This is a genomic window from Pseudomonas asuensis, assembly GCF_014646755.1.
Taxonomy (GTDB): domain Bacteria; phylum Pseudomonadota; class Gammaproteobacteria; order Pseudomonadales; family Pseudomonadaceae; genus Chryseomonas; species Chryseomonas asuensis.
Map to the genome: position 1 here is coordinate 436825 of NZ_BMNW01000004.1, position 24941 is coordinate 461765.

Consider the following 24941-nt stretch of genomic DNA (forward strand, 5'->3'; position numbering starts at 1 on the left):
AGAATGTCCAAAAAGATCTTTATTACCGATACCGTTTTGCGTGACGCCCACCAATCCCTGCTGGCAACGCGCATGCGTACGGAAGATATGCTGCCTATTTGCGACAAGCTGGACCAGGTCGGGTATTGGTCACTGGAAGTCTGGGGTGGTGCAACGTTCGATGCCTGTGTGCGCTTTCTGAAAGAAGATCCGTGGGAGCGTTTGCGTAAACTGCGGGCCGCCTTGCCCAATACCCGCCTGCAAATGCTGTTGCGGGGGCAGAACCTATTGGGTTATCGCCACTATAGTGATGATGTGGTCGAGGCCTTTGTGGCCAAGGCGGCGGAAAACGGGATCGATGTCTTCCGGATTTTCGATGCCATGAACGATGTACGCAATCTGGAAACGGCTATCAAGGCTGTCAAGAAAAGCGGCAAGCACGCTCAGGGCACCATTGCCTATACAACCAGCCCGGTGCACACGGTTGAGGCGTTTGTCGAGATGGGGCGCACCATGGCCGGCATGGGCGTGGACTCTATTGCAATCAAGGACATGGCCGGCCTGCTCACGCCCTATGCCACGGGTGAGCTGGTAAAGGCATTGAAAGAGGCATTGGATCTGCCGGTGTTTATCCACTCTCATGACACGGCCGGTGTGGCTGCCATGTGCCAACTCAAAGCGGTTGAGAACGGAGCGGACCATATCGATACTGCCATTTCCAGCCTGGCCTGGGGTACTAGCCACCCGGGAACCGAGTCTATGGTCGCCGCGTTGCGTGGTACGCCTTACGACACTGGGCTGGACCTTGAGCTGTTACAGGAGATTGGTCTGTATTTCCATGCCGTTCGCAAGAAATACCACCAGTTCGAAAGTGAATTCACTGGCGTAGATACCCGTGTGCAAGTCAATCAAGTGCCGGGCGGGATGATTTCCAACTTGGCCAACCAGCTGCGCGAGCAGGGCGCGCTCAATCGCATGAGCGATGTGCTGTTGGAAATCCCGCGAGTACGCGAAGACCTGGGTTTTCCACCGCTGGTGACGCCAACTTCGCAGATCGTAGGCACTCAGGCGTTCTTCAATGTCCTGGCGGGGGAGCGTTACAAGACCATCACCAACGAGGTAAAGCTGTACTTACAGGGCCGTTACGGCAAGGCGCCTGGTAAGGTCTGCGAATTGTTGCGCAAGCGGGCCATTGGTAATGAGGAGGTGATCGAAGTCCGGCCAGCCGACTTGCTCAAGCCAGAGCTTGATAATCTGCGTCGAGAGGCAGGTGATCTGGCCCAATGTGAGGAAGATGTACTGACGTTTGCTATGTTCCCGGATATTGGGCGCAAGTTTCTGGAGGAGCGTGCTGCCGGAACGTTGCAACCAGAGGCGTTGTTACCTATCCCTGACGGTAGCGGCACAACTTTGGCGCAGGAGGGGGTACCCACCGAGTTCGTTATCGATGTGCATGGTGAAAGCTATCGAGTAGACATTACCGGTATTGGCCTGAAGGGTGAAGGCAAACGACATTTCTACCTGTCTATCGACGGCATGCCGGAAGAGGTCGTATTCGAGCCTCTTAATAGCTATGTCTCGGGCGGTGACGGTAAGCGTCGGCAGGCGAGTGCGCCGGGGGATATCAGTACGACCATGCCGGGCAATATTGTCGATGTGTTGGTGAAGGAGGGCGATGTGGTCAAGGCAGGTCAGGCGGTACTTATCACCGAGGCGATGAAGATGGAAACGGAGATCCAGGCGTCTATCAACGGTACGGTAAAGGCGGTGCACGTAGCAAAAGGTGATCGCGTCAATCCAGGTGAGGTATTGGTCGAGATCGAAGCCTGAACAAACGGTGGAGTGGGCGGCCTTAGAGGACTGCCCGCTTCGCCGTCCAGGTGACATGTTGATGTGCAAGGGCTTCAGGTAACAGCGGCTCTGCCAGAAAGAAGCCTTGAGCCAGGTCGCAGCCCAGTTCGCACAGTAGATCCAGATGCTCTTGGGTCTCGATACCCTCAGCAATGATCTTGGCGCCAAACGCCCGGCTCATGTCGACCAGGGATTTGAGTAATGCCCGACGTTTATCGGCGTCTTCTACCTGAATGATGGAAGAATCGATCTTTACGGTATTGAACGGTAGGGCCAACAGATAGGCGATATTGGAATGCCCGGTGCAGTAATCATCCAGCGATAAGCAGACACCTAAGCCTTGCAATGTAGCAAAGGTTTCGCGCACTTGCGGGGTGATGTTTAACGGGACACCTTCGGTCAATTCGAGGGTCAGTCGTGCAGGTGTGAGCTTGGTTTCTCTTAAAATCTCAGCTACGCGCGCGGCAAAGTTTGGGTCGGCAAACTGTAGAGGCGAGACGTTTACTGAAAGGAAATAGGCTTTTGGCCATTGAGCGGCCTGCCGACAAGCCGTACGCAATGCCCATTCACCCAATTCCAGAATAAATCCGCTTCGCTCGGCCAAGGGTATAAAAAAGTCGGGTGATATCAGGCCGCGTACTGGATCATTCCAGCGGAGCAGGGCTTCATAGCCAACAACCTCTGTACTTGGGCACTCATGGATCGAGTGATATTGCATGTACAGTCGGCCCTCATCCAGCGCGTGGCGCAGGTCGGCTGGCTTCAGCTCCGGGAACCCATCGGCCATTTCAAAAACCTGGCTGTCCGCACGGCAAGCAAGGGCAATTTGGTTTCGCCCCGATCGCTTGGCTCGGTAAAGAGCCCTGTCCGCGAACTCAATCAGTTGTGACTGGTCGTCCGGCTGAGGTGAGTCCTGGTCGCTGCACGCTGCACCAATGCTGACAGAAACGATCAGCAATTCATCGCCCCGCGCCTGATGAGGGATGCCCAGAGATTCGATAGCGGCACGCAGGCGCTCAGCGGTAGCGTGGGCTTGCTCCAGTGTGCAGTTAGGCAAGAGGACGGCAAATTCCTCACCTCCATACCGAGCCAGCAGGTCAACTTCACGCAATTGTTCACGCAGGGCAGAAACAATGCATTGCAGGCAGTTATCACCTGCTGGGTGCCCATACAAGTCGTTGAAGCGCTTGAAGTGGTCAACGTCCAGGATAAGCAAGGAAAAAGGAACGCCACTTGCTTCGTAACGGTTCCATAGATCATCCAGCTGCGTAACAAAGTATCGGCGGTTGGCGATACCGGTCAGCGAGTCCGTATCTGAAAGCGTTTGCAAGGTACGATTCGTACTAGAAAGGCTTTGAACACGCAGCTTCTCCCTGAGATTAAGTAAGTAGGAGTAACGCTCTGAGCGCTCCAGCCAGAAGTTAGCAAGCAGGGAAAAAGCACCCGTCACTATGGTTATGCAGGTTGTAAACAGCCCTTGGGGAAAGGTCGTACTTACAGTGAAGGCGCAGCCTATGATGACGGGAAGCACCAGTATCATGAAGGGCAGCGCATACCGGAAAGGTAAGGCTGCGGTGTTATTGGCATAGATCAGGATCAGGGGAAGCGAGAACAGACACAAGGCTCTGTCTGGTGATGAAGAAGACAGGATAATTGCCACTGCTGCAATGAACCCGGCGAGGCATGGTAGCCAGGCGCACAGCTCCCGAACCCGATAAGAAGTGGTTTTCTTCAATATGCCAAGGCAGGCCAGTGTGGGAAGCGAAGCGCAAAGAAAATGCCACAGAATGGCTTGAAAGAAGATGTCTTTCAGTAATAGCCATTCGCATAGCAGAAAACTGTTATAGGCAAAGAACGCAGTCACATGTGACCGGTAGATATGCCGCTTGCGTCGCTTGTGAATGTCGTCCTGGTAACGATTTTCGACCATGGCGCTAAACATCAGCACACGAGACGGATGAGCAATATCTATCTCGATTTGCTTGCCAAGATCGGTGGGTAGGGTCATGCCAGAACCTGTTTGGAATAGTGCGAAGGTCACGGTCGAACTCATAGTAAGTAGCACCCTGACCTTTTAGTGAAGTAGCTTTTTGCCATCACTAAAAGACTAAATTTAGCGAAATAGTTCACGTCCAGTAACTCCCACCGGACCAGCGGACTAATAGCCGTCTTAATGGTGAATATGACATTTTGATATTGGTATCGCGCTAATTCTTGACTAAAATAGTCAGGCTTAATGACGTCGAGGATTCTCAATGAGCGTTTCTATTACCTCCGCAGCACCTCGCCAGATCACAACGCCAATGGTGGCGTTAGGGCTGGTGGTTCTAGGCGCTGTGTTTTTGGATATGGCTGTCAGCGGACGGCAAGCGCTGCTGTTTATTCTGGGCGGAGCGCTGGGACTGACGCTTTATCATGCTGCTTTTGGGTTCACGTCGGCATGGCGTGTCTTTATTCGTGACCGACGTGGAGCGGGTCTGCGCGCTCAGATGCTCATGCTGGCCATCGCTGTTGTGCTGTTTTTCCCAGTCTTGGGTGCAGGTACATTGTTTGGCCAGCCCGTTACGGGTCTGGTGTCACCCGCAGGAACGTCTGTTGTAGTGGGTGCCTTTATCTTTGGTATCGGCATGCAATTGGGAGGCGGGTGTGCTTCTGGCACACTGTTTACGGTTGGTGGCGGTAATGCACGAATGCTGGTAACGCTGCTGTTCTTTGTTATTGGCTCCGTCATTGCCACGCATCATCTGGGCTGGTGGTTCGCACTGCCATCGTTGCCAAAAATCTCCCTGGTAACCAGCCTGGGCGTCATACCCGGTATAGCTGTCAGCCTGGCGCTGTTTGGCTTCATTGCCTGGATGACCGTACGCCTGGAGCGTCGTCGCTATGGCAGCCTGGAAGCAACTGTACCTAACGAGCATCAGGGTGCTGCACGCTTCCTGCGCGGGCCATGGCCGTTGGTCTGGGGTGCGATTGCACTGGCTATCCTGAATTTCTGTACGCTGGCTTTGGCAGGCCGTCCATGGGGTATTACCTCGGCCTTTGCGGTTTGGGGTGCCAAAGGTGCCCAGTTGTTGGGCATCGATGTCGCCAGCTGGGATTTCTGGCAATTACCGGCTAACGCCAATGCCTTGAGCCAGCCTGTATGGTTCGACATTACCAGCGTGATGAACTTCGGCATTATCCTTGGTGCGCTGATTGCTGCGGGTCTGGCCGGTCGTTTTGCGCCTAGCCTGAAGATTCCAACGCGTTCGCTGGTAGCGGCTGTAATAGGCGGCCTTCTCCTAGGCTACGGTGCCCGTTTGGCCTATGGCTGCAATATCGGGGCGTACTTCAGCGGTATCGCGTCTGGCAGTCTGCACGGTTGGCTGTGGTTGGTGGCAGCCTTTATCGGTAATAGTGTGGGTGTACGTATTCGACCCGTTTTCTTCCCGGGTGAACGTCCTGCTACCCAGCTGACCGGCTGCTAAGCGTCAGGTGAAAACAAAAAGGGCCCCTAGGGGCCCTTTTTCGTATGGCTTACTCGGCAAGTTCGCCGCAGAGGTCCTGCTGCAGCCAGTAATCGACTTGCTCGGGAGATAGGCCTGAACCTATCAATACCTGCAACTTGGCTACAGCCGCTTCACGTGTCATGCCGCCACCAGAGACGACACCATATGCGCGCAGCTTGCTGCCTGCTTCATAGATATCGAGTTCGACGCCACCTTCGTGACACTGCGTGACGGCAATCAGCGCAACACCTTTAGAGGAGGCTTCGTTTAGGCTGGCCAGGAAGGCATCGTTATCGCTTGGCCCTGTTCCGCTGCCGTAACATTCCAGTACCAGGCCCTGTACACCGGCGTTAACCAGAGCGGATACATGCTGGGCTGAAATGCCTGGGAAGAGTGGCAGAACAGCTACATTGGCGACTTGTCTAGCTTGGCCTGCCTTGAGCTCAGCTGGCAATGTCTGACGGTGTTGAGTCAGACGCTGCCGCTCTAATGTCTTGAACGGATGACGACCAACGCTGCGGATCTTGCTGCAGCGAGCCGCATGCAGCAGCGCACCGTGAAAATACAGGTGTACGCCCTGGGGAGCACCGCTTGCGAGTGTCTGTAGAGCACCGTCCAGGTTCTCCCAGGCGTCGCTGTCTGGCACGCCGGCAGGCAACATTGAGCCTGTCAGCACCACAGGAATATCAAGCCCCAGCAGGTGAAAGCTCATGGCCGCAGCGGTATAGGCTAGCGTGTCGGTTCCATGCAGGACCAACACGCCGGTATAGCCTTGCTCGGCTGCCCGGACAATGGCCTCACTAAGCCTCAGCCAATAGGCGGGCGTCATGTTGGCACTGTCCATCAGAGGCAGTACTTCACAGAAGTGCCACTCCGGCAATGCTCGCTCAGGCACCTGGGCCAGGAAGGCGCGCATGCGCGCCTCAAAGCCGGACGCAGGCACTAAACCGTTTTCAGTGGCCTGCATGCCAATGGTGCCACCGGTATAAAGCACCATAAGGCGCTGTGAGTTACCGGCTTGCGTCATGGCGTTTTCACGCTCTTGGCTGAAGCGGAAGCCTTCCAAACCGTTGGGTCGAGATCCAGATCAGAAAAGCTTTTGGGATCGAAAACCGGAACCTTGTTGCCAGCCCGGATCTGACGGTCATAGTCACGCATCACGCGTAACCCCACCTTGAACAGAAACGCCAGGGAGATCAGGTTGACTACTGCCAGCAAGCCCATGGTGAGGTCGGCAAAGCCGAACACGGTGGTCAAGTCCTGCTGTGAGCCCCAAATCACCAGCGCCACAACCAGAATACGATAGACCATCAGAGCAACACGGCTCTTGGTGAAAAAGCTCAAGGCATTCTCACCCAGATAATAGTTGTAGATGATCGTTGTGAACGCGAACAACAACAGGGCAATACTGATGAAAACCCGTCCCCACTCGCCAACCGTTGCGGCCAGGGCCGTTTGAGTCAGTACAACCCCGGGAATATCAGCACCTGGCTCATAAACGCCAGACAGCAGGATAATAAGGGCCGTTGACGTGCAAATAATGAGCGTGTCGATGAATACGCTAAAGGACTGCACAACACCCTGGGCTGCCGGATGGGAAACTTCCGCAACAGCCGCTACGTTCGGTGCACTACCCAGACCCGCCTCGTTGGAGAACAAGCCGCGTTTGACGCCCATCATCAGCGCCGCACCCAAGCCACCGGCAAACGCAGGCTCAAGGCCAAAGGCACTGCGTACAATCAGGGCCAACGCCTCGGGAACGCGATCAATGTGCAGAACAATGACGCCTAGGGCAATGGCTATGTAGGACAACGCCATCACAGGAACCAGGATGTCGGCTACCTTGGCGATCCGTACCACGCCACCAAAAATGATCAGGGTTATTACAGCGGTAAAGACCAGTCCAGTGACCAGCGTGGGTAGACCCAGCGAGTCAGAGAGCGAGGAGGCAATCGTATAGGACTGTAGTGCGCTGAAGCCCAAGCCGAACGTGACCAGCAGCAGGATCGAGAACAGGATCCCCAACCAACGTTGCTTCAGGCCATGCAAGATATAAAAGGCGGGACCACCCCGGTACAGACCATTGCCATCGCTACGCTTGTACAGCTGAGCCAATGCACATTCAAAATAACTCGTGGCCATGCCCAGCAGGGCTACTACCCACATCCAGAAGACCGCTCCCGGTCCGCCCAGGGTAACGGCCACCGCAACCCCGGCAATGTTTCCAGCGCCTACACGACCCGCCACGCTAAGCATCAGGGCTTGGAAGGAGCTCAATTGGCCGGGTTTACGTTGAAAGGCTTCGCCAAGAATGCTGAACATGCTTCCTAAATACCGGAACTGCACGAAACCCGAAAACAAGGTGAAGACAAGACCCAGGCCGATCAGGCCAACAATGAGCAGTTTGCCCCAAAGAAAGTCATTCAGGAGATCAAGCATGAGTGCTTTCGCCTACTTGTAGTAATAGAAGCACCTGGGCTCCGGATAAATCCTGGCCAAGGCATTATATGGGCGAGCGGTAAGCCACTAATTGGAATCCGCTGCCATCAGTACCAACCCAAGGGTATGACAGAACCCCTAAATCGCAAGGTATGCGAGCCGGAAACACGGCAGGCGGCGAGGTTGGCGCGCGTATCATCCAGAAGAGAGGACAAGAGATCAAATCTAACTGCCTCAAGGGATGTGCTGGAGCACGACCGTTTATCGCAATGGGCCGGCTGAAAAGTGCCTTTCCTTGATAACGCGTATGGCTAAGAAGCTTGATCTAGAGCGAATTAAAAAAAGCGGGTACCCGAGGGCACCCGCTTAAAGCTCCTCACGAGAGTTGTGAGGAGCGCCGGTTAAGCCATGAGTTTTTTCGGTGCTAGACGCGGAGCGATCATGTTTTCTGGGCGCAGAATGTCAGCCAGCGTCATTTCGTCGAGCAGATTCTCTTCCCGGACCAGCTCCAATACCCCGCGGCCTGATTCCAATGCCATGCGCGCGATACGGGTCGAGTTTTCATAGCCGATATAGGGATTGAGCGCCGTTACGAGGCCAATAGAGTGCTCCACCAGCTCGCGGCAACGGTCGACATTGGCCGTAATCCCGTCAATGCAGTGCTCGCGCAGCATGTCCATGGCGCGCTTGAGCAGACGGATCGAGTCGAAAATCTTGTAGGCGATCAGTGGCTCCATGACGTTGAGCTGAAGCTGGCCGCCTTCTGCTGCCAAGGTTAGCGCCAGGTCGTTGCCAATCACCTCGAAAGCAACCTGGTTCACAGCTTCTGGAATGACCGGATTCACCTTACCTGGCATGATCGAGCTACCCGGCTGACGTGCCGGCAGGTTGATTTCGTTGATGCCGGTGCGCGGACCGCTAGAAAGCAGGCGCAGGTCATTGCAGATCTTGGACAGCTTGACCGCCAGACGCTTGAGCATGCCGGAGAACAGCACGAAGGCCCCCATGTCTGAGGTCGCCTCGATCAGATCAGCAGCGGGCTTGAGTGGCTGGCCACTGATTTCGGCCAGACTGCGAACAGCCAGGGTCTGGTAGCCTGGGTCCGCGTTGATGCCGGTGCCAATAGCCGTGCCACCCAGATTTACCTCGGTAAGCAGATCCGGCGCGATGGTCTTTAGCTTGCCCAGGTCCTCACTCAATGTAGTAGCGAACGCGCGAAATTCCTGGCCGAGCGTCATCGGCACGGCATCCTGCAATTGGGTGCGACCCATCTTGAGCACACTGGCGAATTCTACCGACTTGCCAGACAGGGATTCGATGAGGCCTTCCAGGCTAGAGAGCAGCGTGTCATGACCCAGCAGCAAACCCAGGCGGATAGCCGTCGGGTAAGCGTCATTGGTGGACTGCGCCATGTTCACATCATTGTTCGGATGCAGGTATTTGTACTCACCCTTCTCATGGCCAAGGACTTCCAACGCCACGTTGGCAATGACCTCGTTGGCGTTCATGTTGGTGGAAGTGCCCGCGCCACCTTGAATCATGTCCACCACGAACTGATCGTGATACTCGCCATTGATGATCTTGGTACAGGCCATCACGATGGCTTCGTACTTGTCGCCTGGCAAATACCCGAGTCGATAGTTTGCCTCGGCGGCGGCCTGCTTAACCATTGCCAACGCAACAACCAGCTTGGGGTAGTGTGAAAGCGTTACACCGGAAAGACGAAAGTTATTAACTGCGCGTAACGTTTGAATGCCGTAATAAGCTTCAGCGGGGACTTCGAGCGTACCAAGCAGATCTTTTTCGAGGCGAGATGATGCAAGTTCGGACATGATAGGGGATCACTTCCCGGTGGGTGTTGAAGGCCTGATGCGGTATACAATAAGGGCTCCAGCCAGACGCTGGCCAATGCTGTATCGGCGCACCCTATGCCGAAATTGCATATCATGTGATGTGACGCATTGGGATCGGCAAGCGTATCCCCTTCGTGAGTATGACCATGAACCTCGAAATGAAGTGGCTTGAGGACTTTATTGCCTTGGCTGCAACCCATAGCTTTTCCCAGGCGGCTGAGCGCCGCTTCGTAACTCAACCAGCCTTCAGTCGGCGTATTCGCAGCCTGGAACAGAGCCTGGGGCTGACCTTGATTGACCGCTCGCGTACCCCTGTATCACTGACAGAATCGGGGCAGCTTTTTCTCGTTACGGCACGCAGCGTCGTCGAGCAGCTTGGCGAAGTGATTCGTCATCTTCACCATCTGGAGGGCGGGCAGGGTGAGGTCCTGCAGTTTGCTGCTGCGCATTCCTTGGCGCTGGGGTTTTTTCCGGGGTGGATCGCTCGCTTGCGAAGTGAGGGGCTGAATATTGCGAGTCGCTTGATCGCAACCAATGTCGGCGAAGCTGTGCACGCGCTTCGAGAAGGGGGGTGTGATCTCATGATGGCTTTCTACGACCCGGATGCGGCCTTGCAGATGGACCCGGAGATCTTTCCCTCTATCCATCTGGCACTGACTTCAATGCTGCCGGTCTGTGCCGCCAAGGAGGATGGTTCACCGCTGTTTGACTTGGAGAGCGGCCAGAACTTCCCGCTGCTGGCCTATAGCGCCGGGGCCTTCCTGGGGCGCTCGGTCAATTTGCTGCTACGTCAGCGCAAGCTGCGCTATACAACCGTCTATGAGACTGCCATGGCAGACAGTCTCAAGAGCATGGCCCTGCAGGGACTAGGCATTGCGTGGGTACCACATTTGAGTGTGACGGCCGAGCTGGCGCGGGGTGAACTCGTTCCTTGTGGTGGTGAACAGTGGCAGATTCCTCTGGAAATTCGCCTGTACCGCTGCTCGCTCGTTCGTAAGGCTGCGGTGAGGCTGCTATGGCGCAAGCTTGAGGCGGGAGCCGGGGCGACTGCCTAAGCGTGTAGTGTCTGTTTTGTACCTGTTAGGAGCAGAAACGGGCGGGCCGCCAGACAGGAAACAATGAGTCGTTATAAAAGGCCATTCAGCCTCTTCGTCTGGCTTGGCTTTACGGTATACTCAGTGGCCCTTGAGGCCGGTCTACATACCGGTCTGCATATACAAGCCACGTGCGGTCTTCCGGCGTGGCTTGTTGGTTTCTGATGCGCCTGCGGGCGCCTGACAAGAGGCACGACGATGAGCGCACTCGTAGGCGTGATCATGGGCTCCAAGTCCGACTGGTCTACCTTGAGCCACACCGCCGACATGCTGGAAAAGCTGGGCATTCCTTTTGAAGTGAAGGTGGTCTCTGCCCACCGTACCCCCGACCTGCTGTTCCAGTACGCCGAAGAAGCGGCTGGACGCGGTATCGAAGTCATCATTGCAGGCGCAGGCGGCGCCGCACACCTGCCTGGTATGTGCGCAGCCAAAACTCACCTGCCCGTACTGGGCGTTCCAGTGCAGTCTTCCATGTTGTCAGGCGTCGACTCGCTGCTGTCTATCGTCCAGATGCCAGCCGGTGTTCCGGTAGCTACTCTGGCCATTGGCAAGGCAGGCGCTATCAACGCTGCACTGTTGTCAGCCAGCATTCTGGGTGGCAAATACCCTGAATATCACGAGGCATTGAACCGCTTTCGTGAAGAACAGACACGCACTGTGCTGGATAACCCGGATCCGAGGGAAGCCTGATGAAAATTGGAGTCATCGGTGGCGGCCAACTGGGCCGTATGCTGGCGCTGGCGGGTACTCCGCTGGGTATGGGTTTCGTGTTTCTCGACCCCGCCCCGGATGCGTGCGCCGCGGCGCTGGGTGAGCATATTCGTGCAGATTACAGCGACCAGGACCACTTGCGTCAGCTGGCTGATGAGGTTGACCTGGTTACATTCGAGTTCGAAAGCGTCCCGGCTGAAACCGTTGCGTTCCTCTCCCAGTTCGTTCCGGTTTTTCCTTCAGCTGAAGCGCTGCGTATCGCCCGCGATCGGTGGTTTGAAAAGTCCATGTTTCAGGATTTGGGCATCCCGACGCCTGAATTCGCCGATATCCAGTCCCAAGCTGACCTTGAGGCTGCCGTGGCACGCATCGGTCTGCCCGCAGTGATGAAAACACGCACCCTGGGTTATGACGGCAAGGGTCAAAAGGTTCTACGTAGCCAGTCGGATGTTGAGGGCGCTTTTGCCGAACTAGGTAGCGTACCGTGCATCCTTGAGGGATTTGTATCCTTTGCTGGTGAGGTCTCGTTGATTGCCGTACGCGCACGTAGTGGTGAAACACGTTTCTACCCGCTGGTGCATAACACCCATGAAAGCGGAATTCTGCGCCTATCCATTGCCAGTACAGACCACCCCTTGCAGGCACTGGCCGAAGATTATGTAAGTCGAGTGCTCACTAAGCTCGACTATGTCGGCGTGATGGCGTTCGAGTTCTTTGAAGTTGATGGTGGCTTGAAAGCCAATGAGATTGCCCCACGTGTGCATAACTCAGGCCATTGGACCATTGAGGGTAGCGAGAGTAGCCAGTTTGAGAATCATCTGCGTGCTGTGGCCGGTCTGCCATTGGGCTCGACTGCCAAGGTAGGGGAGAGCGCCATGCTCAACTTTATCGGCGAGGTTCCCGTAGTGGAGCGGGTTCTGCACGTTCAAGACTGCCATCTGCATCACTATGGCAAGGCATTCAAGGCGGGCCGCAAGGTTGGCCATGCAACCTTGCGCTGTAACGACGCCGCGACCCTAAAAGCTCGCATTGCTGACGTCGAAGCCCTGATCAAAGTGTGACCGAAACGGGCCCTCTTTGCACGAGGGTCCGAGTTCCGCTTCGCTTGATAAAAATTTTGATGAACCCCTGCGTTTTTTCTACTGTCGGATTAAGCAAGCGGCATATGCCGTATCAAGCAAACCACAGAAGGGGAAAGATTCATGGGCATTATTGGAACCATCATCATCGGCCTCATCGTTGGCTTGATCGCACGTTTCCTTAAGCCAGGCGACGACAGCATGGGCTGGATCATGACGATCGTCCTGGGTATCGTCGGCTCGCTGGTAGCTAGCTATGGTGGCCAAGCTATCGGTATCTACCGCGCAGGTGAAGGTGCAGGTTTCATCGGGGCAGTTGTCGGTGCCATCATCGTTCTGTTCATCTGGGGCATGGTGACCAAGCGTCGCTAATTTCCCGTCCGGGCAGTTGGGTTCAACGCCAAGAAGCTTCACACTAGCGCAACCCAATTGCCCGATACTCTTCTTGCCATGCGCTATTTTATTCTCACCGTACTGCTAGTTTTTTCTCAGATTACAACCGCCCTAGCCCGAGAAGGCGAGCCGCCTGAGACCGATTGGCTGTCTCTCATGCCAGAGTCGGATCGCAAGGCGCTGGAAGACATGCCTGAGATCACCCATGACACGCCCGAATTACCAGGCGGTTTTGAGAGCAAGGGCGGACTCAAGCAAAAAGACAGCAACCTGCCAGCCGTCATGCACTCCACGCGTACAGTGCCTGCCATGAACGGGAAAACAATTCGCCTGGGGGGCTATCCGGTTCCGCTGGAAAGCAACAGCAAAGGCAATTTCACTGAGTTTTTCCTGGTCCCGTATCCGGGCGCCTGTATTCACGTCCCGCCGCCACCACCAAACCAGATTGTACTGGTGCGCTTCCCAAAAGGTGTTCCGTTGCCCGATATTTATGAGCCTTACTGGGTTATCGGGCTGATGAAAATCGAAAAGGTAGATAACGATCTGGCCGAAGCCTCGTATGCCATCGATGCCATCAAGGTTCGTAAAGTTGAAGAGACTGATCTTTGATCGGCCTGAAGAGATACCTATAAAAAAGCCCGACTTGGTCGGGCTTTTTATTAGCGACTTGTTGGTGCGAAGCGCTTGTTGAGATAGGCAATAATGTCGTTGGATTCGTACATCCAGGCCGTACGGCCTTCTTCTTCGATCCGAAGGCAAGGCACCTTGATACGTCCGCCACCTGCCAGCAAAGCTTCACGATGTTCAGGATCTTTCTTCACGTCGCGGATGGTGATAGGCAGGTTCAGCTTGTGCATGGCTCGCCGCGTCTTCACGCAAAACGGGCATGCCTGGAACTGGTACAGCGCAAGTCCGGCGGTCTGTTCTTCCACTTGCTTCTGCGCCTCAGCACTTCGCTTGAGCTTGCGCGGACGCGTCAGCAAATCCAGCCCAACAATGGTTTGGCCCAGGCCAATTCGCAGCGCCTTGATCAACATGTATGGCTATCCCTATAGATGTGAGGCGGGGAGTTTACCCCATTGCATCAAAACAGGACGGCACTTGGTCGGCATGGAGTCGCTATTGGTGTGATTGAGAAAATAGCTATGGGGGAGCGCAGCCTTGGAAGGCATGAATTCTTTCCCTTGCTAATCGGTCTTATAAACAAGAAGCCGATTACGAAGGAAATCCCATGCCCCTCGACCCGAAGATGCAGCAAGCCTTTCGTGAGATCGCTAGCACCATTGAAGGCATCGATACAGAGGTCTATGAGAAGTACCAAAAGGATCCGCTAGAACCCATTATTGGCTTGGGGCGTAAGGATGCACCTGTTGGTTTCTTTGGCCGAGACCCCGGGCGGGACGAAGTTAAATACGGTGAGCCCTTTATCGGCGCAGGCGGGCAGATCGCTCGCAAGGTTATTTATGAGCATTTGCACGGTCAACCCATACCGGACTTCGATGCAGGTCGCTCCTTGAGCCAGAGATTTTTCTGGGCCAACACCGTGCCGTATAAGCCCCTTGGCAATAAAGCCTGGTCCGAAAAGATCAAGAAGCGCTTTCACCCGCTTATGCGGCAGCTGCTCATTGAGCAATGGCATGGCCGCACTATCATCACTTTCGGCCGCGAGGCCTTTCTCTGGTTTGCGATAGACCAACCCAAGGAAGAGAAACAACGGCTAGAGGCCTTCTGGAAAAGCGAAGATCGTTTTACAAACCATACCGAGGTCACGCTGACAGCGGAGGAGGGGAAAGGGCACGTGTTTACGCTATACCCACTCCCACATCCTTCGCCCTTGAATCAGGCATGGTTTGATAAGTTTCCGGTTTTGCTAAATGAAAGACTTAGGCTTTTGGTTTAAATTAATAAGATTTCATTGGTTTAATTTTTAGCTTGCCTGTATTTCTTTTGTTCTTTGTCATACTCCCATATTTGAGGTTCAGTTTTAGGGGTTTTTCCATTATATATTATGCCTCCATCCCCGGTCCTCTTATAGGCTAAGAATACTATACGTTTGTATTCTCCTTTTGTGAGGGTTTTTTGATTTTCATCTAGTTTGAATCCAGAGAAATAATCACCACCAGCGTTAGCCAGAAAACCGTGGCATTGTATCAGTATGTTATAAGTTCTATCGCGGCTTGAGCCCTCGCTAGAGTAAGACTCAAAAATATAATCTTTATTTCCATCGCCATTAAGATCGCCTACCTCATGAATCTTTCCATCCTCTTTCAAAAGATCGTTTGAATCTATTGTTGTTAATGTATCAACGCTGGTGTCATCATTAACCCAATGAGATATAAAGCTTTTAGGTCCTGTATAAGCTTTGCAAATATTTTGATCGGCGGAATAAGCTGTAGACGCAAAAGCCAAAAGTATGAATGCAGTAAACTTCATAAGTCCTCTAATATAAAAGAATTTCTTCCAGTTTTAACGGAGCCTTGGGGTTGATTAAGTCCAAAATTTATACTGGTCGAGATTGTATTGTTTATGCTTTGCAAGCTTAATAGTAAGCGTCTAGTAAGCTCATTTTCATGTGTGTCGCCCCATTCGTTAATAGGTAAGCTCCAGTTTATATTTCTAGCGTCTCTTATTGTCTCTTCTATTATAGAGATTAGCCTATTATTATTGCTGCTTACAATATGGGCTGGCCGATAAACGTGCCACCTTAAAAGAATCGCTATAGCTTTCTCTGACGTATATATTTGCCTAATGGTGTGGCGTAATACGTTGCTGTTTATATGAAAGCTGACCTCTTTTTCTAAAATAGCTTTAAGCCTTATTTTGGCCATTTTCCACATGCAGTTTCTATAGTTTTCTATGGTTCGCCCAGCCATGCTTACTCTATAAAACCAGTGCCAGCTCTTTAAGTAATGGGCTCCCGCTTTACTTCTAGGTAATACATCAAATTCATTTTCGTTATGTTCATTCTCCGAGGTGTTGTAGCTTTCATTAGTCAACTTAATCCAGGAGGTATAAGTTAAAGTGTTGCTGGAATAAATCTCCTCATCTCCCCAGGAATTTGTTGCGCTCAATCCAAAATTTCCAAACGCTTTTTTATATGCTGTATATTCGGAGCTTTTTAGGAAGGCGATAAAGGCTGAGAATTCTCCATTCTTGTAGCTTTCACCACTATAAATGCCTAGTGTCCAATGACATGGACCTGCTGACATTAGTGCATTGTCCCAAGCGTTTAAAACGTCGAATCTCCCGTAACATTCTGCCTCGGCTACTACTCTAATTACTCGATAGGTAGACAATGCAGGAGAGGTGATTTGGTTAACATCAAAGTTGTGCCCTAGGATATTTTCAATTGAGATGGATGCTTCTGGTGACCAGCTGTGGCCAGGAGATGCGTTTGGTCCTCCAAATGCCTGTGTCGCATAATATCCTAATACATGATATTGATCAGTTAATCTTGTAGGTGGATATTCGTAATAGTTGGAAAAGTCTCTAAAAAATACTCGAGGAGAACTGTCTTTAATATCGTCGTGCCTCCAGAGATTATTATTTATTAAATTTGTTCTTTTATTTAGTCGCTTGTCCCAAGTCCACGCTTCTATTATAACTGGGCATCTATAATTGTTTTCAAGCCAGAATTCCAAAGCATTTCTAGTTTCACTATTTAATACGCCGCTTATGGGTCCTTCATATAAGTGGCCGTTTGTTACTGGCTCGAGTGAGTCAACATAATAACTTTTATTTTCACTATCGCTGTGAGCTTCAGGAGTTTGGCTAACTTTGTTTACGATATTCGCTGCGCTGTCATAATAAACATTATTGTTTTCAATGGTTATGGGGAGTCCATTACTGTTTAATAGTAACTGGCCTGTTTTTTCTGGGCGAACTCGAGCGACTTGGCTCATAGACGCATAAATTTGAAATTCTCGAACTGCCCATTCGCAACTGGGACCAAATTTTCCATCTGGCTCGCCTACAATGGAAAATCCTAAAGTTTGCAAGTCATTTTGGAGTGACTTTATATGTTCCGGTATAGTAAATGTTGCGCTGCTCGAGTTGTTAGCTAGCTCGGTCTCGCCACTAATAATTTCGCTACCAGGGTTATCTATACTACCCCAGCGAGGGAATAGATCCTTTTGAGGATCGCCGTCATGATCGCCTTTACGAAGGCTGAAATTTCCATATTTCATATGTGCACTAAACAGAGTGTTGAATTTTCAATCTTTCTATATCAGCAGCTGAAAAGCTTTCACTGTCTGATATATTGCATTTTTTTTGAAAATGCCGCATTGCTAATTTGGTTTTTCTGCCGCAATTTCCATCAATTTTTCCACTATAAAATCCAAGATTTTTTAAGCGTGATTGAATACCTTTTATTTTATTGGCTTCTTGTTGCTCGTTTATATTAATTTCCCATTTCCATGGTGAGGATTTTTTTCCAAAAGGAAAGAAAGTTAATGTCGCTTTGGTAGAGTTTTTAGGTATGTTTTGATATATATATCCGTCACCTTTAGTTGTTCCTTCATATTTTATCCCACATACTTCTAAGGTGTATGGCTGTCCTGAAATTCCATGATCTTCATATGGCCTTTTTAATTGAATAATAAAGGGCATAGAGTTTAACTCAGGTGTTTTACGGTTTTGCCACGGTTTATCATTAGAAAACCTTCCTAATATATCTCCAGCCTTATCCACATCCGCCTCGCCTGGTAAGCGGGGAAGCTCAATCGCAATGCCTGAGCCGCTGCTGGCTGAGCCGCCTGCGTTGATTTTGGCCATGGGGCCAATGATCGTGACGCCGCTGGGGTCTAGCTTGATGAAGCTACCGCCTGCCTTTAGGGTGAGTTCGATCCCTGCTTCGATGACCATTTTTTGGCCAGCCTTTAGGTGAATTTCCCGGCCGGCTTGGGTGAGTTGGGCTGTTCCCAACTGGACATGCTGGTTCTGCCCTACGGTGAGGTGATCGTTGGTCTTGACCTCAACCTTGCGGTCCGCATCGGTGGTGCGGTGTTCCTCGGCTTTGTATTCCGTGTAGCTGTTAGCCTCGACGATGTCGTGTCGCTCATGCCCCACGCGGATCTTCTGGTCGTGTTTGACGTTCTCGTCCCAGTCCCGTTGGGCATGAATGTAGATCTGCTCCTGACCTTTCTTGTCCTCAATACGCAGCTCGTTATAGCCACCGCCGCCCGGTGTGCTCAGGGTCTTGAAAACGCTACGGGTCTTGTTGGCCGGCAGGTCATAGGGCACCTGATGTTCCATGTGGAACAAGCAGCCTGTGACCAGGGGTTGGTCCGGGTCGCCTTCCAAGAACGTGACCAGTACTTCCATGCCGATGCGGGGGATGGCGATACCGCCATAACGATCACCCGCCCAGCTGGAGGAGACGCGTAGCCAGCAGCTGGTCTGCTCATTGGCCTGGCCTTCACGGTCCCAGTGAAACTGTACCTTGACCCGACCGTATTCATCGCAATGGATCTCTTCGCCCTTGGGGCCAGTGACCACAGCGGTCTGGCTGCCCAGGATCTTGGGCTTGGGATGTTCAAGCGCAGGACGGAAGGGTACGTCCCAGGGTGTTGCTGTGAAGCGGTTGCGGTAGCCCTGGGTAAAGCCGTCGTGCTTGTCCACATCACTGGTAACCGACTCCTCTAGGACCTGAGGTTGCTTGCCCTCATGCCAGAGGCCGGTGAGTAGCCACAGCTGGTTCCAGTCGCGGCGGGGATGCTCAGACAGTTCCAGGAAATGACCACTAACTAGCTGGGGCTGGTCGCTTTCGCCTTCGGCCAGCTGATAGTCGCTGCGGTGACGCTCAAGGGCGCGCTGGGCGAGATGCTTGCCGCGGGTGCGATCGGTGAAGCGGCCCGGGTAGTCGTAGTCTTCCAGATCGGGCTTGGCCTCGCTTTTGTAGGCCGCCTCCATGCGCAGGCGTGGCTGCTCGAAGTCATAGTCACGACGGGAGACGCGGGCGGTACGGGTTTCCAGGCGTACGCCAAAGCGCTTGACTACCGGCTCGTCTGCTACAAGCCCCGAGCCCTGTACATAGGCAGTCGGTGGTGTGAGCCTGGGAAAGCCGGTCTGATCATCGCCAAACACCAGGACGTGGTTATCCTGGGTATGCTCGAAGTGGTAGTGCAGGCCTTCCTCTTCGCAGAGCCGCTGAATGAAGTGCAGGTCGGTCTCATCATATTGGACGCAATATTCACGAGGCGGATAGACCGTAGGCCCCAATTGGAAGCGGTAGGCGTCCGCCAGGATGCCGTGGTCTTTGAGCACCTGGGCGATGATCTGCGGGACGGTGAGCTTTTGAAAGATGCGCTGGTTGGTGCGGTGAGCAAGGTAGGCCAGACGCGGCACTAGCACAACGTGATAGCGGGTGAGGCGCTTGCCGGCGTCGCCCTGGCCGATCTGGTGGAGCTGACCGTGAACGCCGCTGCCGTTGGGCGAGAAGGCCAGAAAGGCGCGCTGATGCAGCAGGGCTTCAAGGTCCAGGTCGGGCCGTTCGCTGACCAGTTCGATGTCAAAGCGAAAGGGCTGGCTGATCGACTCCTGTCCTGTAAAGCTCAGGACCTGAAAGTCAGTCTCAACGCCGTCCAGAACCAAAGAAAAATGTGTTTCGTTGGCTGCGAAAAACACAGGCGCCTCCTTGCGTCTGATGGGGAGCGAATCATGTGATCTGGTAGGCTTTTACTCAAGCCTATTGCTCAATGAAACGGTAATTGCTTCACGTTTCTTAAGCGGCAGCCGACGTAAGCCCGCGCTGTGGTTACAAACGGTCTTAGGCCGACTGACGAAGACCTAACCAACGGCCTAAAGTGGACGATTGTTTGACATGACGAAACCCATCCAGTAGGCCGCTAGCATCAATCTGGCGGTCAGGTTCAGCAAACTGCAGTCCGGTTCGTAGCACCTGCCAGCAAGGCTTTGATAGCTGAGCGGGAGGCGTAGGTTCTATTTGCATGGCACGTGCCTGTTTTGCACTTAACCGTCGGTAAGGATGTTGGCCAGTGGCTAACTCGTACAGGACGCAAGAAACGGCATACACGTCAGCCGAGGATGTAAGCGGTGCTCCATCCAGCAGCTCAAGCGAGGCATAGCGCGGTGTCCAGGCGGTAAAACGGTTTCGCGAAAGGCGAGGCAGGCCAGGTAGTACGCCTTCTACCGGTTGGCCGAGGCCGAAATCGAATAGGCGCAGGCCGTCTTCGGCCAGGATGACATTGCTTGGCTTGATATCACCATGCAGAACTCCCTGACTATGAGCAAAGGCCAAGGCCTCCAATAGTGGAATGGCAATGTCTCGTAGCGCTTCCCAGCCCATGCCTTGTGGATGGTCACACAGCAATTTGTCCAGGGTCAGACCCCGGAGCATTTCCAGAGTTATGTAGGCACGCTCGCTTTCCCGATCGATATCAAAGCCATGCAGGCGAACAATGTGGGGGTGACGGAGGCGGGTTGTCAGGGCGAACTCGCTGTAGAGCAATGCACTGGCATCGGGATATTCCGCAAAGTCTTCACTGAGCGTCTTGATGGCTACAAAGGGTTCTGGGTCGCCGTACTGTTCACGCATCAGGTCGCGTGCACGATAAACCGCGCCCATACCGCCTACGCCCAATAGACGCTCCAGCTTGTAGCGTCCACTGAGCACATCGGGTAATGCCTTTACACCGTGAGTTCTGGGTAGAGTTTCCGTTGTGGAAGGGGCCTTGTTGGCAAAGGCGAAATAGGTCAGCTCGTCTTCGACAACTGCCGCGTTAGGTTCGTCCATGAGGTGCATCCTTACTCCTGTCGACGGATGACGATGGCGGTCAGGTTATCGCGTGCGGGGCCTAGTAGAGCCGTGTCGAAAAGCCGTTCCAAAGCAATCTGGGCAGACGGCAGAGACAGAGCAGCACCGATCGCGTTCTGACTGATTCCTTTGTACAGGCCATCACTGCAGAGAAGCATACTGTCACCCGGCATCAAGCTGAACTCAAGGATGTCGAGCGCCAGTTTTTCATTGGCACCAATCGCCTGGGTCAGCGCATGGGCTGCGGGATGGCGAGCTGCCTGCTCAGGCGTCAGTTTTTCTTCATCAATCATTCGTTGTTGTACCGAATGATCCTTGGTGAGCTGATAGAGCCGACCGCTACGCCAAAGATAACACCGGCTATCACCCGCCCAGACACAAGCCGCCCGCTTGTCATCGCATAGTAGCGCTACCACGGTACTGCCAATGATGGTGTCTGCCTGGTCGGCTATGACCGTGAGTTCCTGGTTTAGCCGTCGGTTGAGCCAGTGAAGGCATTGGCGGAGCTGCTGCAGGCGCTCATCAAAGCCTGCGCCTATGGGCAGCTCCGCCAGGCTTTCAATAATCAGGCGGCTGGCCAGGTCGCCCTGGCTATGGCCGCCCATGCCGTCTGCGACAGCCCAGAGACCTTGCTCGGGACTGTCGAGAAATGCATCTTCGTTACGAGCACGCACCTTGCCAGCATCGGTACGCGCTGCGCTGCGCCAAAGCATGGCGACATCACTCATTTAGAGTGACGCCGGTAGCTTGAAGCCACGCAGGTTGCCGAAGTCAAACGGGTTCGGCGAACGTTGGCTGAGCAGCAGGTAGCTGGCATGCAACCCTTCAAGGTCGGCTTTGACCATCAAGGCGTCCCGGTTGCTGTTCTGCTCAATCTTCATGGCATCCAGCATACGGAACAGAGACCAGGGACCACTGTTCTGCTCAACACCGACACGGCGACCGTTGAGCTCTTCCAGCACAAGACTGACGCGGCTTTCATCATTCTCGGCAGGCCAGCGGAACGCTGTCTGCACGATCGGGCCATGACGGTATTCCATTTGGTTGTTGCCAATGCGTAGATTGGCACGGGTCAGACTGGAATCCAGTGAGTAGGGCTCCAGCTTGAACATGACCTGCGGCTCAGCCGGATTCTCAGCAAAAAAGCTGCGGCGAATCGTCTGGACCCGGCCCATCTGTGCCAGGAACTCACGGGACAGCGGTAGACTATGACCATCAATGCTGCGCAGACGATAGTTGCCGGAATCACCACTGACGAAGGGCTTCAGGTAGCTGTCAAAGAACTTGTCTGCAACGCCCTGCATCTTGAAGAATTCACGGAAGTCCGCAATGGCTACGTCGCTCTCGCTGTCAGCTTTGAAGGGATAACGCTTATTCAAGGCGTTGTTGTAGAACGAGTACATCTCGCTCTGGTAGCGTTGGTTCAGGTAGTCATAGGCATCGTTAAGCACCATCATCCAGCTGTCGTCCGCCAGCAGGCTCAGCCAGTTGTTTACAGGCTGCGGCAGGCGATTGGCCGCGTTGCGCAGGCTATTGATGGCATCACGTTGACCAGCCATGCGATCACGCGCCATTTCAAATGCGGCTTGCTCGGGTGCGCTGGCATGGGCCAAACCTGCCATTTGTAGCTGAAGGTCGTTCAATGCAGCCATGACCGGAACCATATCGGCCGCCGGGCCGCCGTTCTCATCCAGCAGACGATGCAGTGGCTCGAAGCGTTTTTGCAATGCTTTTTTGGCAGTGTCCGGCAGGTTCTTGGCTAGCGCATCGCCCGCCTTATCGGCAGCCGCGCTCGCCAGTGCAGCGGCCTTGGCCAGCTTGGCGTTGCCCTTTGGCGCAGCGTCTGCAATGGCCATTGCCGCATCGCTTCCACTAGATTGGAAACGGGTGTTGTCGCGAATTTCATTCAGTACCTGCAGCAGTGGCGAATTAGATGCCGTAAGAGCTGACAGTTGCATGGCGCCTTGGTTAGCGTCACCAATCGGAGCCAGGACCAACTGGGTTACCGCTTCGCTCCAATAATTGGCGTAATCATTGAAGTACAGCTGCTCCAGCTCAACCATCAGGCGCTTCAGATCCATACCGGAAAGACCATCACTTTCGCCTAGTACCCAGTTGTCCTCAATGATATTGCGAACCAGATTGATGCCTTGGGTCGTAAACGTCTGCTCGTAGCCTTTCTGGGTATAGAAGCCAGGAATGGCATAATCCGCACCGCCGTACACGGCACCTTGAGGGCCCAGGTGTTGGCTGAAGCGGTACTCGGGCAGGCTGCTCGCCTGATCACGTAGCATGCGGTACACGACGTTAGCCAGCGACTCGCTACGCAGGACTTGGCGAGCCTGGGCAACTAGGGCATCGTTCAGCGGGTAGGGTGCAAAGGATTGTTCCAATAGACGAGCAAAGTGGGAATTGAGACCGTTCTGCACGACCGTATCGCCGCTGTAACGGGTCGACCAGTCAGTGGCCACCCAGTCCTTCAGGAAACGGTTGTCGCGGCGTTCTTCCAGATTCAGCATCAGATAGGCGCGCAGGCTGCCTAACAAACGCTCACGGTCGCTGAGGTTGGCATGGATCTGTTCTTCCAGCTGACGTGCTACTCGCGGTAATAGCTGATCCAGCAGTTCCTGATGATAGGCCTGTTGCAGGGTCGGGCGGGCTTTGTTGCCCTGGTATAAACCACTGCGCTCATGCAAGGCTACATCGCTGGCGGCCGGAAATACATTGGCAGCGGCATACGTGCTATCCATGGATTTCAAAGCTGCCATGGCATCATCGGCCGGGGTCAGTGCCTTGTGCTGCTCGGTCAGTTGCTGGCCCAGCGTGCGCAGTTGCTCAAGACGATCATGGTTGGCGCTGAAGCCTGTTGCCCACAGAACGCCAAACAAGCCCAGGCAGGCAGCTGCGCCCGCATAGAGGCCGCGCTGGCCCCAGCTGATACGCGACGTTTCACGCTGATCCAAGCCTGCCAGGTCGGCTTCCGGGAAGATGACGCGGCTGAGCAGCTGGTGGATAAAGCGAGAGTGGCCGGTGCGATAGGTCGGCAGGGCATTGCTGGGCAGACCCAAGTTACGGCCGATGCTCATTGTGCTGGGGTCGAGGCTGTTGACCAACTGTGGCGCGCTGGTCAGGTAGAAGCCACGCAGCTGGCTGGCACGTTGGTAACGGTTGCCGGAAAACGCTAGTTCAACGAACAGGCACAGACGCTCACCGATCAGTGCCAATTGGTGAGGAAAGTCTAGGATACGACCACGGCGTAGGGTATCGCGCTCCTGATGGATACGCTGAATGACCTGCGTATTCAAGCGGCGTAGCAGCTCTTCGAACTCTTGGCGGACTACCGCTGCGTCTGTGGCGTTTTGCTCCTTGCGGAAGCTGGTGCCAAAGACCTGCTCGCTTTCCTCGCGGGACAGCTGGTCAAAGAACTCTTCAAAGCCTAGTACCTGGTCCGCCTTGCTCAGAACAAGATAGACCGGAACATCGACCTTTAACTGCTGGTGGATATCGTGCAGACGAGCACGAATCTGGCGAGCCAGGGTTTCCAGTTCGATCTCAGTACCATTCAATAGCTGATCGACCGGTACGGTAACCAACACACCATTCAGCGGACGTGCGCGGCGACGGCGACGCAGCAGGGTCAGCAGCATCTGCCATGTGCTGGCATCTACAGTGGCATCCGGCTGGCTCAGGTAGCGGCCTGCGGTATCGACCAGAACACCGTGATCGGCAAAGTACCAATCGCAATGGCGGGTGCCACCGACATCCTTGGTGAGGCGGTTGGCGTCACGGTTAAGCGGAAACTCAAGACCGGAGAAATCCAGAAGAGAGGTTTTGCCACTGCCCTGGGGGCCGATCACCAGATACCAAGGCAATTCCTGTTTCCAGCGCTCGCTACGGGCGCGGTACAGGCTAGAGCTTTTCAGCGTTTGAAGTGCATCCTTGAAACGACTGCGCAGCTCCTGCTGTTCCTCGGTGATCTGTTCGTGACGACGCAGGCGCTCCTGGCCATCCTCGGTTTCGAGGGCGCGCTTCTTGCGTACACCGCTGCGCCAGCTGACGAATACAATGAAGAGACCCCAGCAGAGGAACAGGGCACTGAGTGTGACGAGTCGCGTAGTAGCTGGCGCCCAGAATTTATGATCGGCAACGGCCAGCAATGGTCCGACAAACCAGACCAATAGAGCCAGAACCAAAACCAGGGTCAGACTCCAGACCCAGGTCTTACGGAAAATAACCGCCAGATTGCGGAAGAACTGTTTCATTGCGCAAACATCCCT

The 24941-nt window shown here is 53.9% G+C and carries 19 protein-coding genes; 8 read left to right on the top strand and 11 right to left on the bottom strand.

Annotation, left to right across the window (positions count from 1 at the left end; translation table 11 throughout):
• The first annotated feature begins 3 nt into the window (after positions 1 to 3).
• The gene (oadA, locus tag IEX86_RS11560; protein WP_188866263.1) at positions 4 to 1809 is read left to right on the top strand and encodes a sodium-extruding oxaloacetate decarboxylase subunit alpha; all 1806 of its coding nucleotides are present in this window, start codon (positions 4 to 6) and stop codon (positions 1807 to 1809) included.
• A gap of 22 nt (positions 1810 to 1831) precedes the next feature.
• Here oadA and IEX86_RS11565 read toward each other — a convergent pair whose 3' ends face one another.
• A complete protein-coding gene (locus tag IEX86_RS11565) occupies positions 1832 to 3838 on the bottom strand; it encodes a putative bifunctional diguanylate cyclase/phosphodiesterase (protein ID WP_188866264.1) in 2007 nt (668 codons plus the stop codon).
• 247 nt (positions 3839 to 4085) lie between these two features.
• Between IEX86_RS11565 and IEX86_RS11570 the strand changes: the two genes are divergently transcribed.
• Positions 4086 to 5297 (top strand): YeeE/YedE family protein, encoded by a 1212-nt coding sequence (locus tag IEX86_RS11570; protein ID WP_188866265.1) that lies wholly within the window; start codon positions 4086 to 4088, stop codon positions 5295 to 5297.
• A 49-nt stretch (positions 5298 to 5346) separates the two neighbouring features.
• Here the strand turns inward: IEX86_RS11570 and IEX86_RS11575 are convergent, their stop codons facing one another.
• From IEX86_RS11575 to aspA, 3 genes are all read right to left on the bottom strand, one after another.
• Positions 5347 to 6345 (bottom strand): asparaginase, encoded by a 999-nt coding sequence (locus IEX86_RS11575; protein ID WP_188866266.1) that lies wholly within the window; start codon positions 6343 to 6345, stop codon positions 5347 to 5349.
• A complete protein-coding gene (locus IEX86_RS11580) occupies positions 6342 to 7757 on the bottom strand; it encodes an alanine/glycine:cation symporter family protein (RefSeq protein WP_188866267.1) in 1416 nt (471 codons plus the stop codon). Before IEX86_RS11580 ends, IEX86_RS11575 begins: the two co-directional genes overlap by 4 nt.
• Before the next feature lie 401 nt (positions 7758 to 8158).
• On the bottom strand, positions 8159 to 9589 hold the full coding sequence (gene aspA / locus IEX86_RS11585; RefSeq protein ID WP_188866268.1) for an aspartate ammonia-lyase: 1431 nt from the start codon (positions 9587 to 9589) through the stop codon (positions 8159 to 8161).
• A 167-nt stretch (positions 9590 to 9756) separates the two neighbouring features.
• On the opposite strand from aspA, the gene IEX86_RS11590 reads away from it, so the two are divergent.
• The 5 genes from IEX86_RS11590 (at position 9757) to IEX86_RS11610 (ending at position 13496) form a co-directional block, all read left to right on the top strand.
• Positions 9757 to 10665, top strand: a complete 909-nt coding sequence (locus IEX86_RS11590; RefSeq protein WP_188866269.1) for a LysR substrate-binding domain-containing protein — start codon at positions 9757 to 9759, stop codon at positions 10663 to 10665.
• Positions 10666 to 10902: 237 nt separating this feature from the next.
• Positions 10903 to 11394: a 5-(carboxyamino)imidazole ribonucleotide mutase gene (gene purE, locus IEX86_RS11595; RefSeq protein ID WP_019367489.1), complete on the top strand. Its 492-nt coding sequence runs from the start codon at positions 10903 to 10905 to the stop codon at positions 11392 to 11394.
• Entirely contained in the window at positions 11394 to 12476 is a 1083-nt protein-coding gene (locus tag IEX86_RS11600) for a 5-(carboxyamino)imidazole ribonucleotide synthase (RefSeq protein ID WP_188866270.1), read from the top strand. The genes purE and IEX86_RS11600 overlap by 1 nt, the downstream gene beginning before the upstream one ends.
• A 141-nt stretch (positions 12477 to 12617) precedes the next feature.
• Positions 12618 to 12866 (top strand): GlsB/YeaQ/YmgE family stress response membrane protein, encoded by a 249-nt coding sequence (locus IEX86_RS11605; protein ID WP_188866271.1) that lies wholly within the window; start codon positions 12618 to 12620, stop codon positions 12864 to 12866.
• A gap of 78 nt (positions 12867 to 12944) precedes the next feature.
• Entirely contained in the window at positions 12945 to 13496 is a 552-nt protein-coding gene (locus tag IEX86_RS11610; RefSeq protein ID WP_188866353.1) for a DUF3299 domain-containing protein, read from the top strand.
• Positions 13497 to 13546: 50 nt separating this feature from the next.
• Here the strand turns inward: IEX86_RS11610 and IEX86_RS11615 are convergent, their stop codons facing one another.
• The gene (locus tag IEX86_RS11615) at positions 13547 to 13924 is read right to left on the bottom strand and encodes a glutaredoxin family protein (RefSeq protein ID WP_188866272.1); all 378 of its coding nucleotides are present in this window, start codon (positions 13922 to 13924) and stop codon (positions 13547 to 13549) included.
• A 194-nt stretch (positions 13925 to 14118) separates the two neighbouring features.
• Between IEX86_RS11615 and IEX86_RS11620 the strand changes: the two genes are divergently transcribed.
• A complete protein-coding gene (locus IEX86_RS11620) occupies positions 14119 to 14787 on the top strand; it encodes a uracil-DNA glycosylase family protein (RefSeq protein WP_188866273.1) in 669 nt (222 codons plus the stop codon).
• A 20-nt stretch (positions 14788 to 14807) separates the two neighbouring features.
• Here the strand turns inward: IEX86_RS11620 and IEX86_RS11625 are convergent, their stop codons facing one another.
• The 6 genes from IEX86_RS11625 to tssM form a co-directional block, all read right to left on the bottom strand.
• Positions 14808 to 15320, bottom strand: a complete 513-nt coding sequence (locus IEX86_RS11625) for a hypothetical protein (RefSeq protein WP_188866274.1) — start codon at positions 15318 to 15320, stop codon at positions 14808 to 14810.
• Positions 15317 to 17074: a peptidoglycan-binding domain-containing protein gene (locus tag IEX86_RS11630; RefSeq protein WP_188866275.1), complete on the bottom strand. Its 1758-nt coding sequence runs from the start codon at positions 17072 to 17074 to the stop codon at positions 15317 to 15319. The genes IEX86_RS11625 and IEX86_RS11630 overlap by 4 nt, the downstream gene beginning before the upstream one ends.
• A gap of 7 nt (positions 17075 to 17081) precedes the next feature.
• Entirely contained in the window at positions 17082 to 19514 is a 2433-nt protein-coding gene (tssI, locus tag IEX86_RS11635; protein WP_188866276.1) for a type VI secretion system tip protein TssI/VgrG, read from the bottom strand.
• Between the two features lie 142 nt (positions 19515 to 19656).
• The gene (locus IEX86_RS11640) at positions 19657 to 20643 is read right to left on the bottom strand and encodes a serine/threonine-protein kinase (RefSeq protein WP_188866277.1); all 987 of its coding nucleotides are present in this window, start codon (positions 20641 to 20643) and stop codon (positions 19657 to 19659) included.
• An 11-nt stretch (positions 20644 to 20654) separates the two neighbouring features.
• Positions 20655 to 21392, bottom strand: a complete 738-nt coding sequence (locus IEX86_RS11645) for a PP2C family protein-serine/threonine phosphatase (RefSeq protein WP_188866278.1) — start codon at positions 21390 to 21392, stop codon at positions 20655 to 20657.
• Positions 21393 to 24926 carry a type VI secretion system membrane subunit TssM gene (gene tssM / locus IEX86_RS11650; RefSeq protein ID WP_188866279.1) on the bottom strand — a complete coding sequence of 1178 codons (3534 nt, stop codon included), beginning with the start codon at positions 24924 to 24926 and terminating at the stop codon, positions 21393 to 21395.
• Between the last annotated feature and the right edge of the window lie 15 nt (positions 24927 to 24941).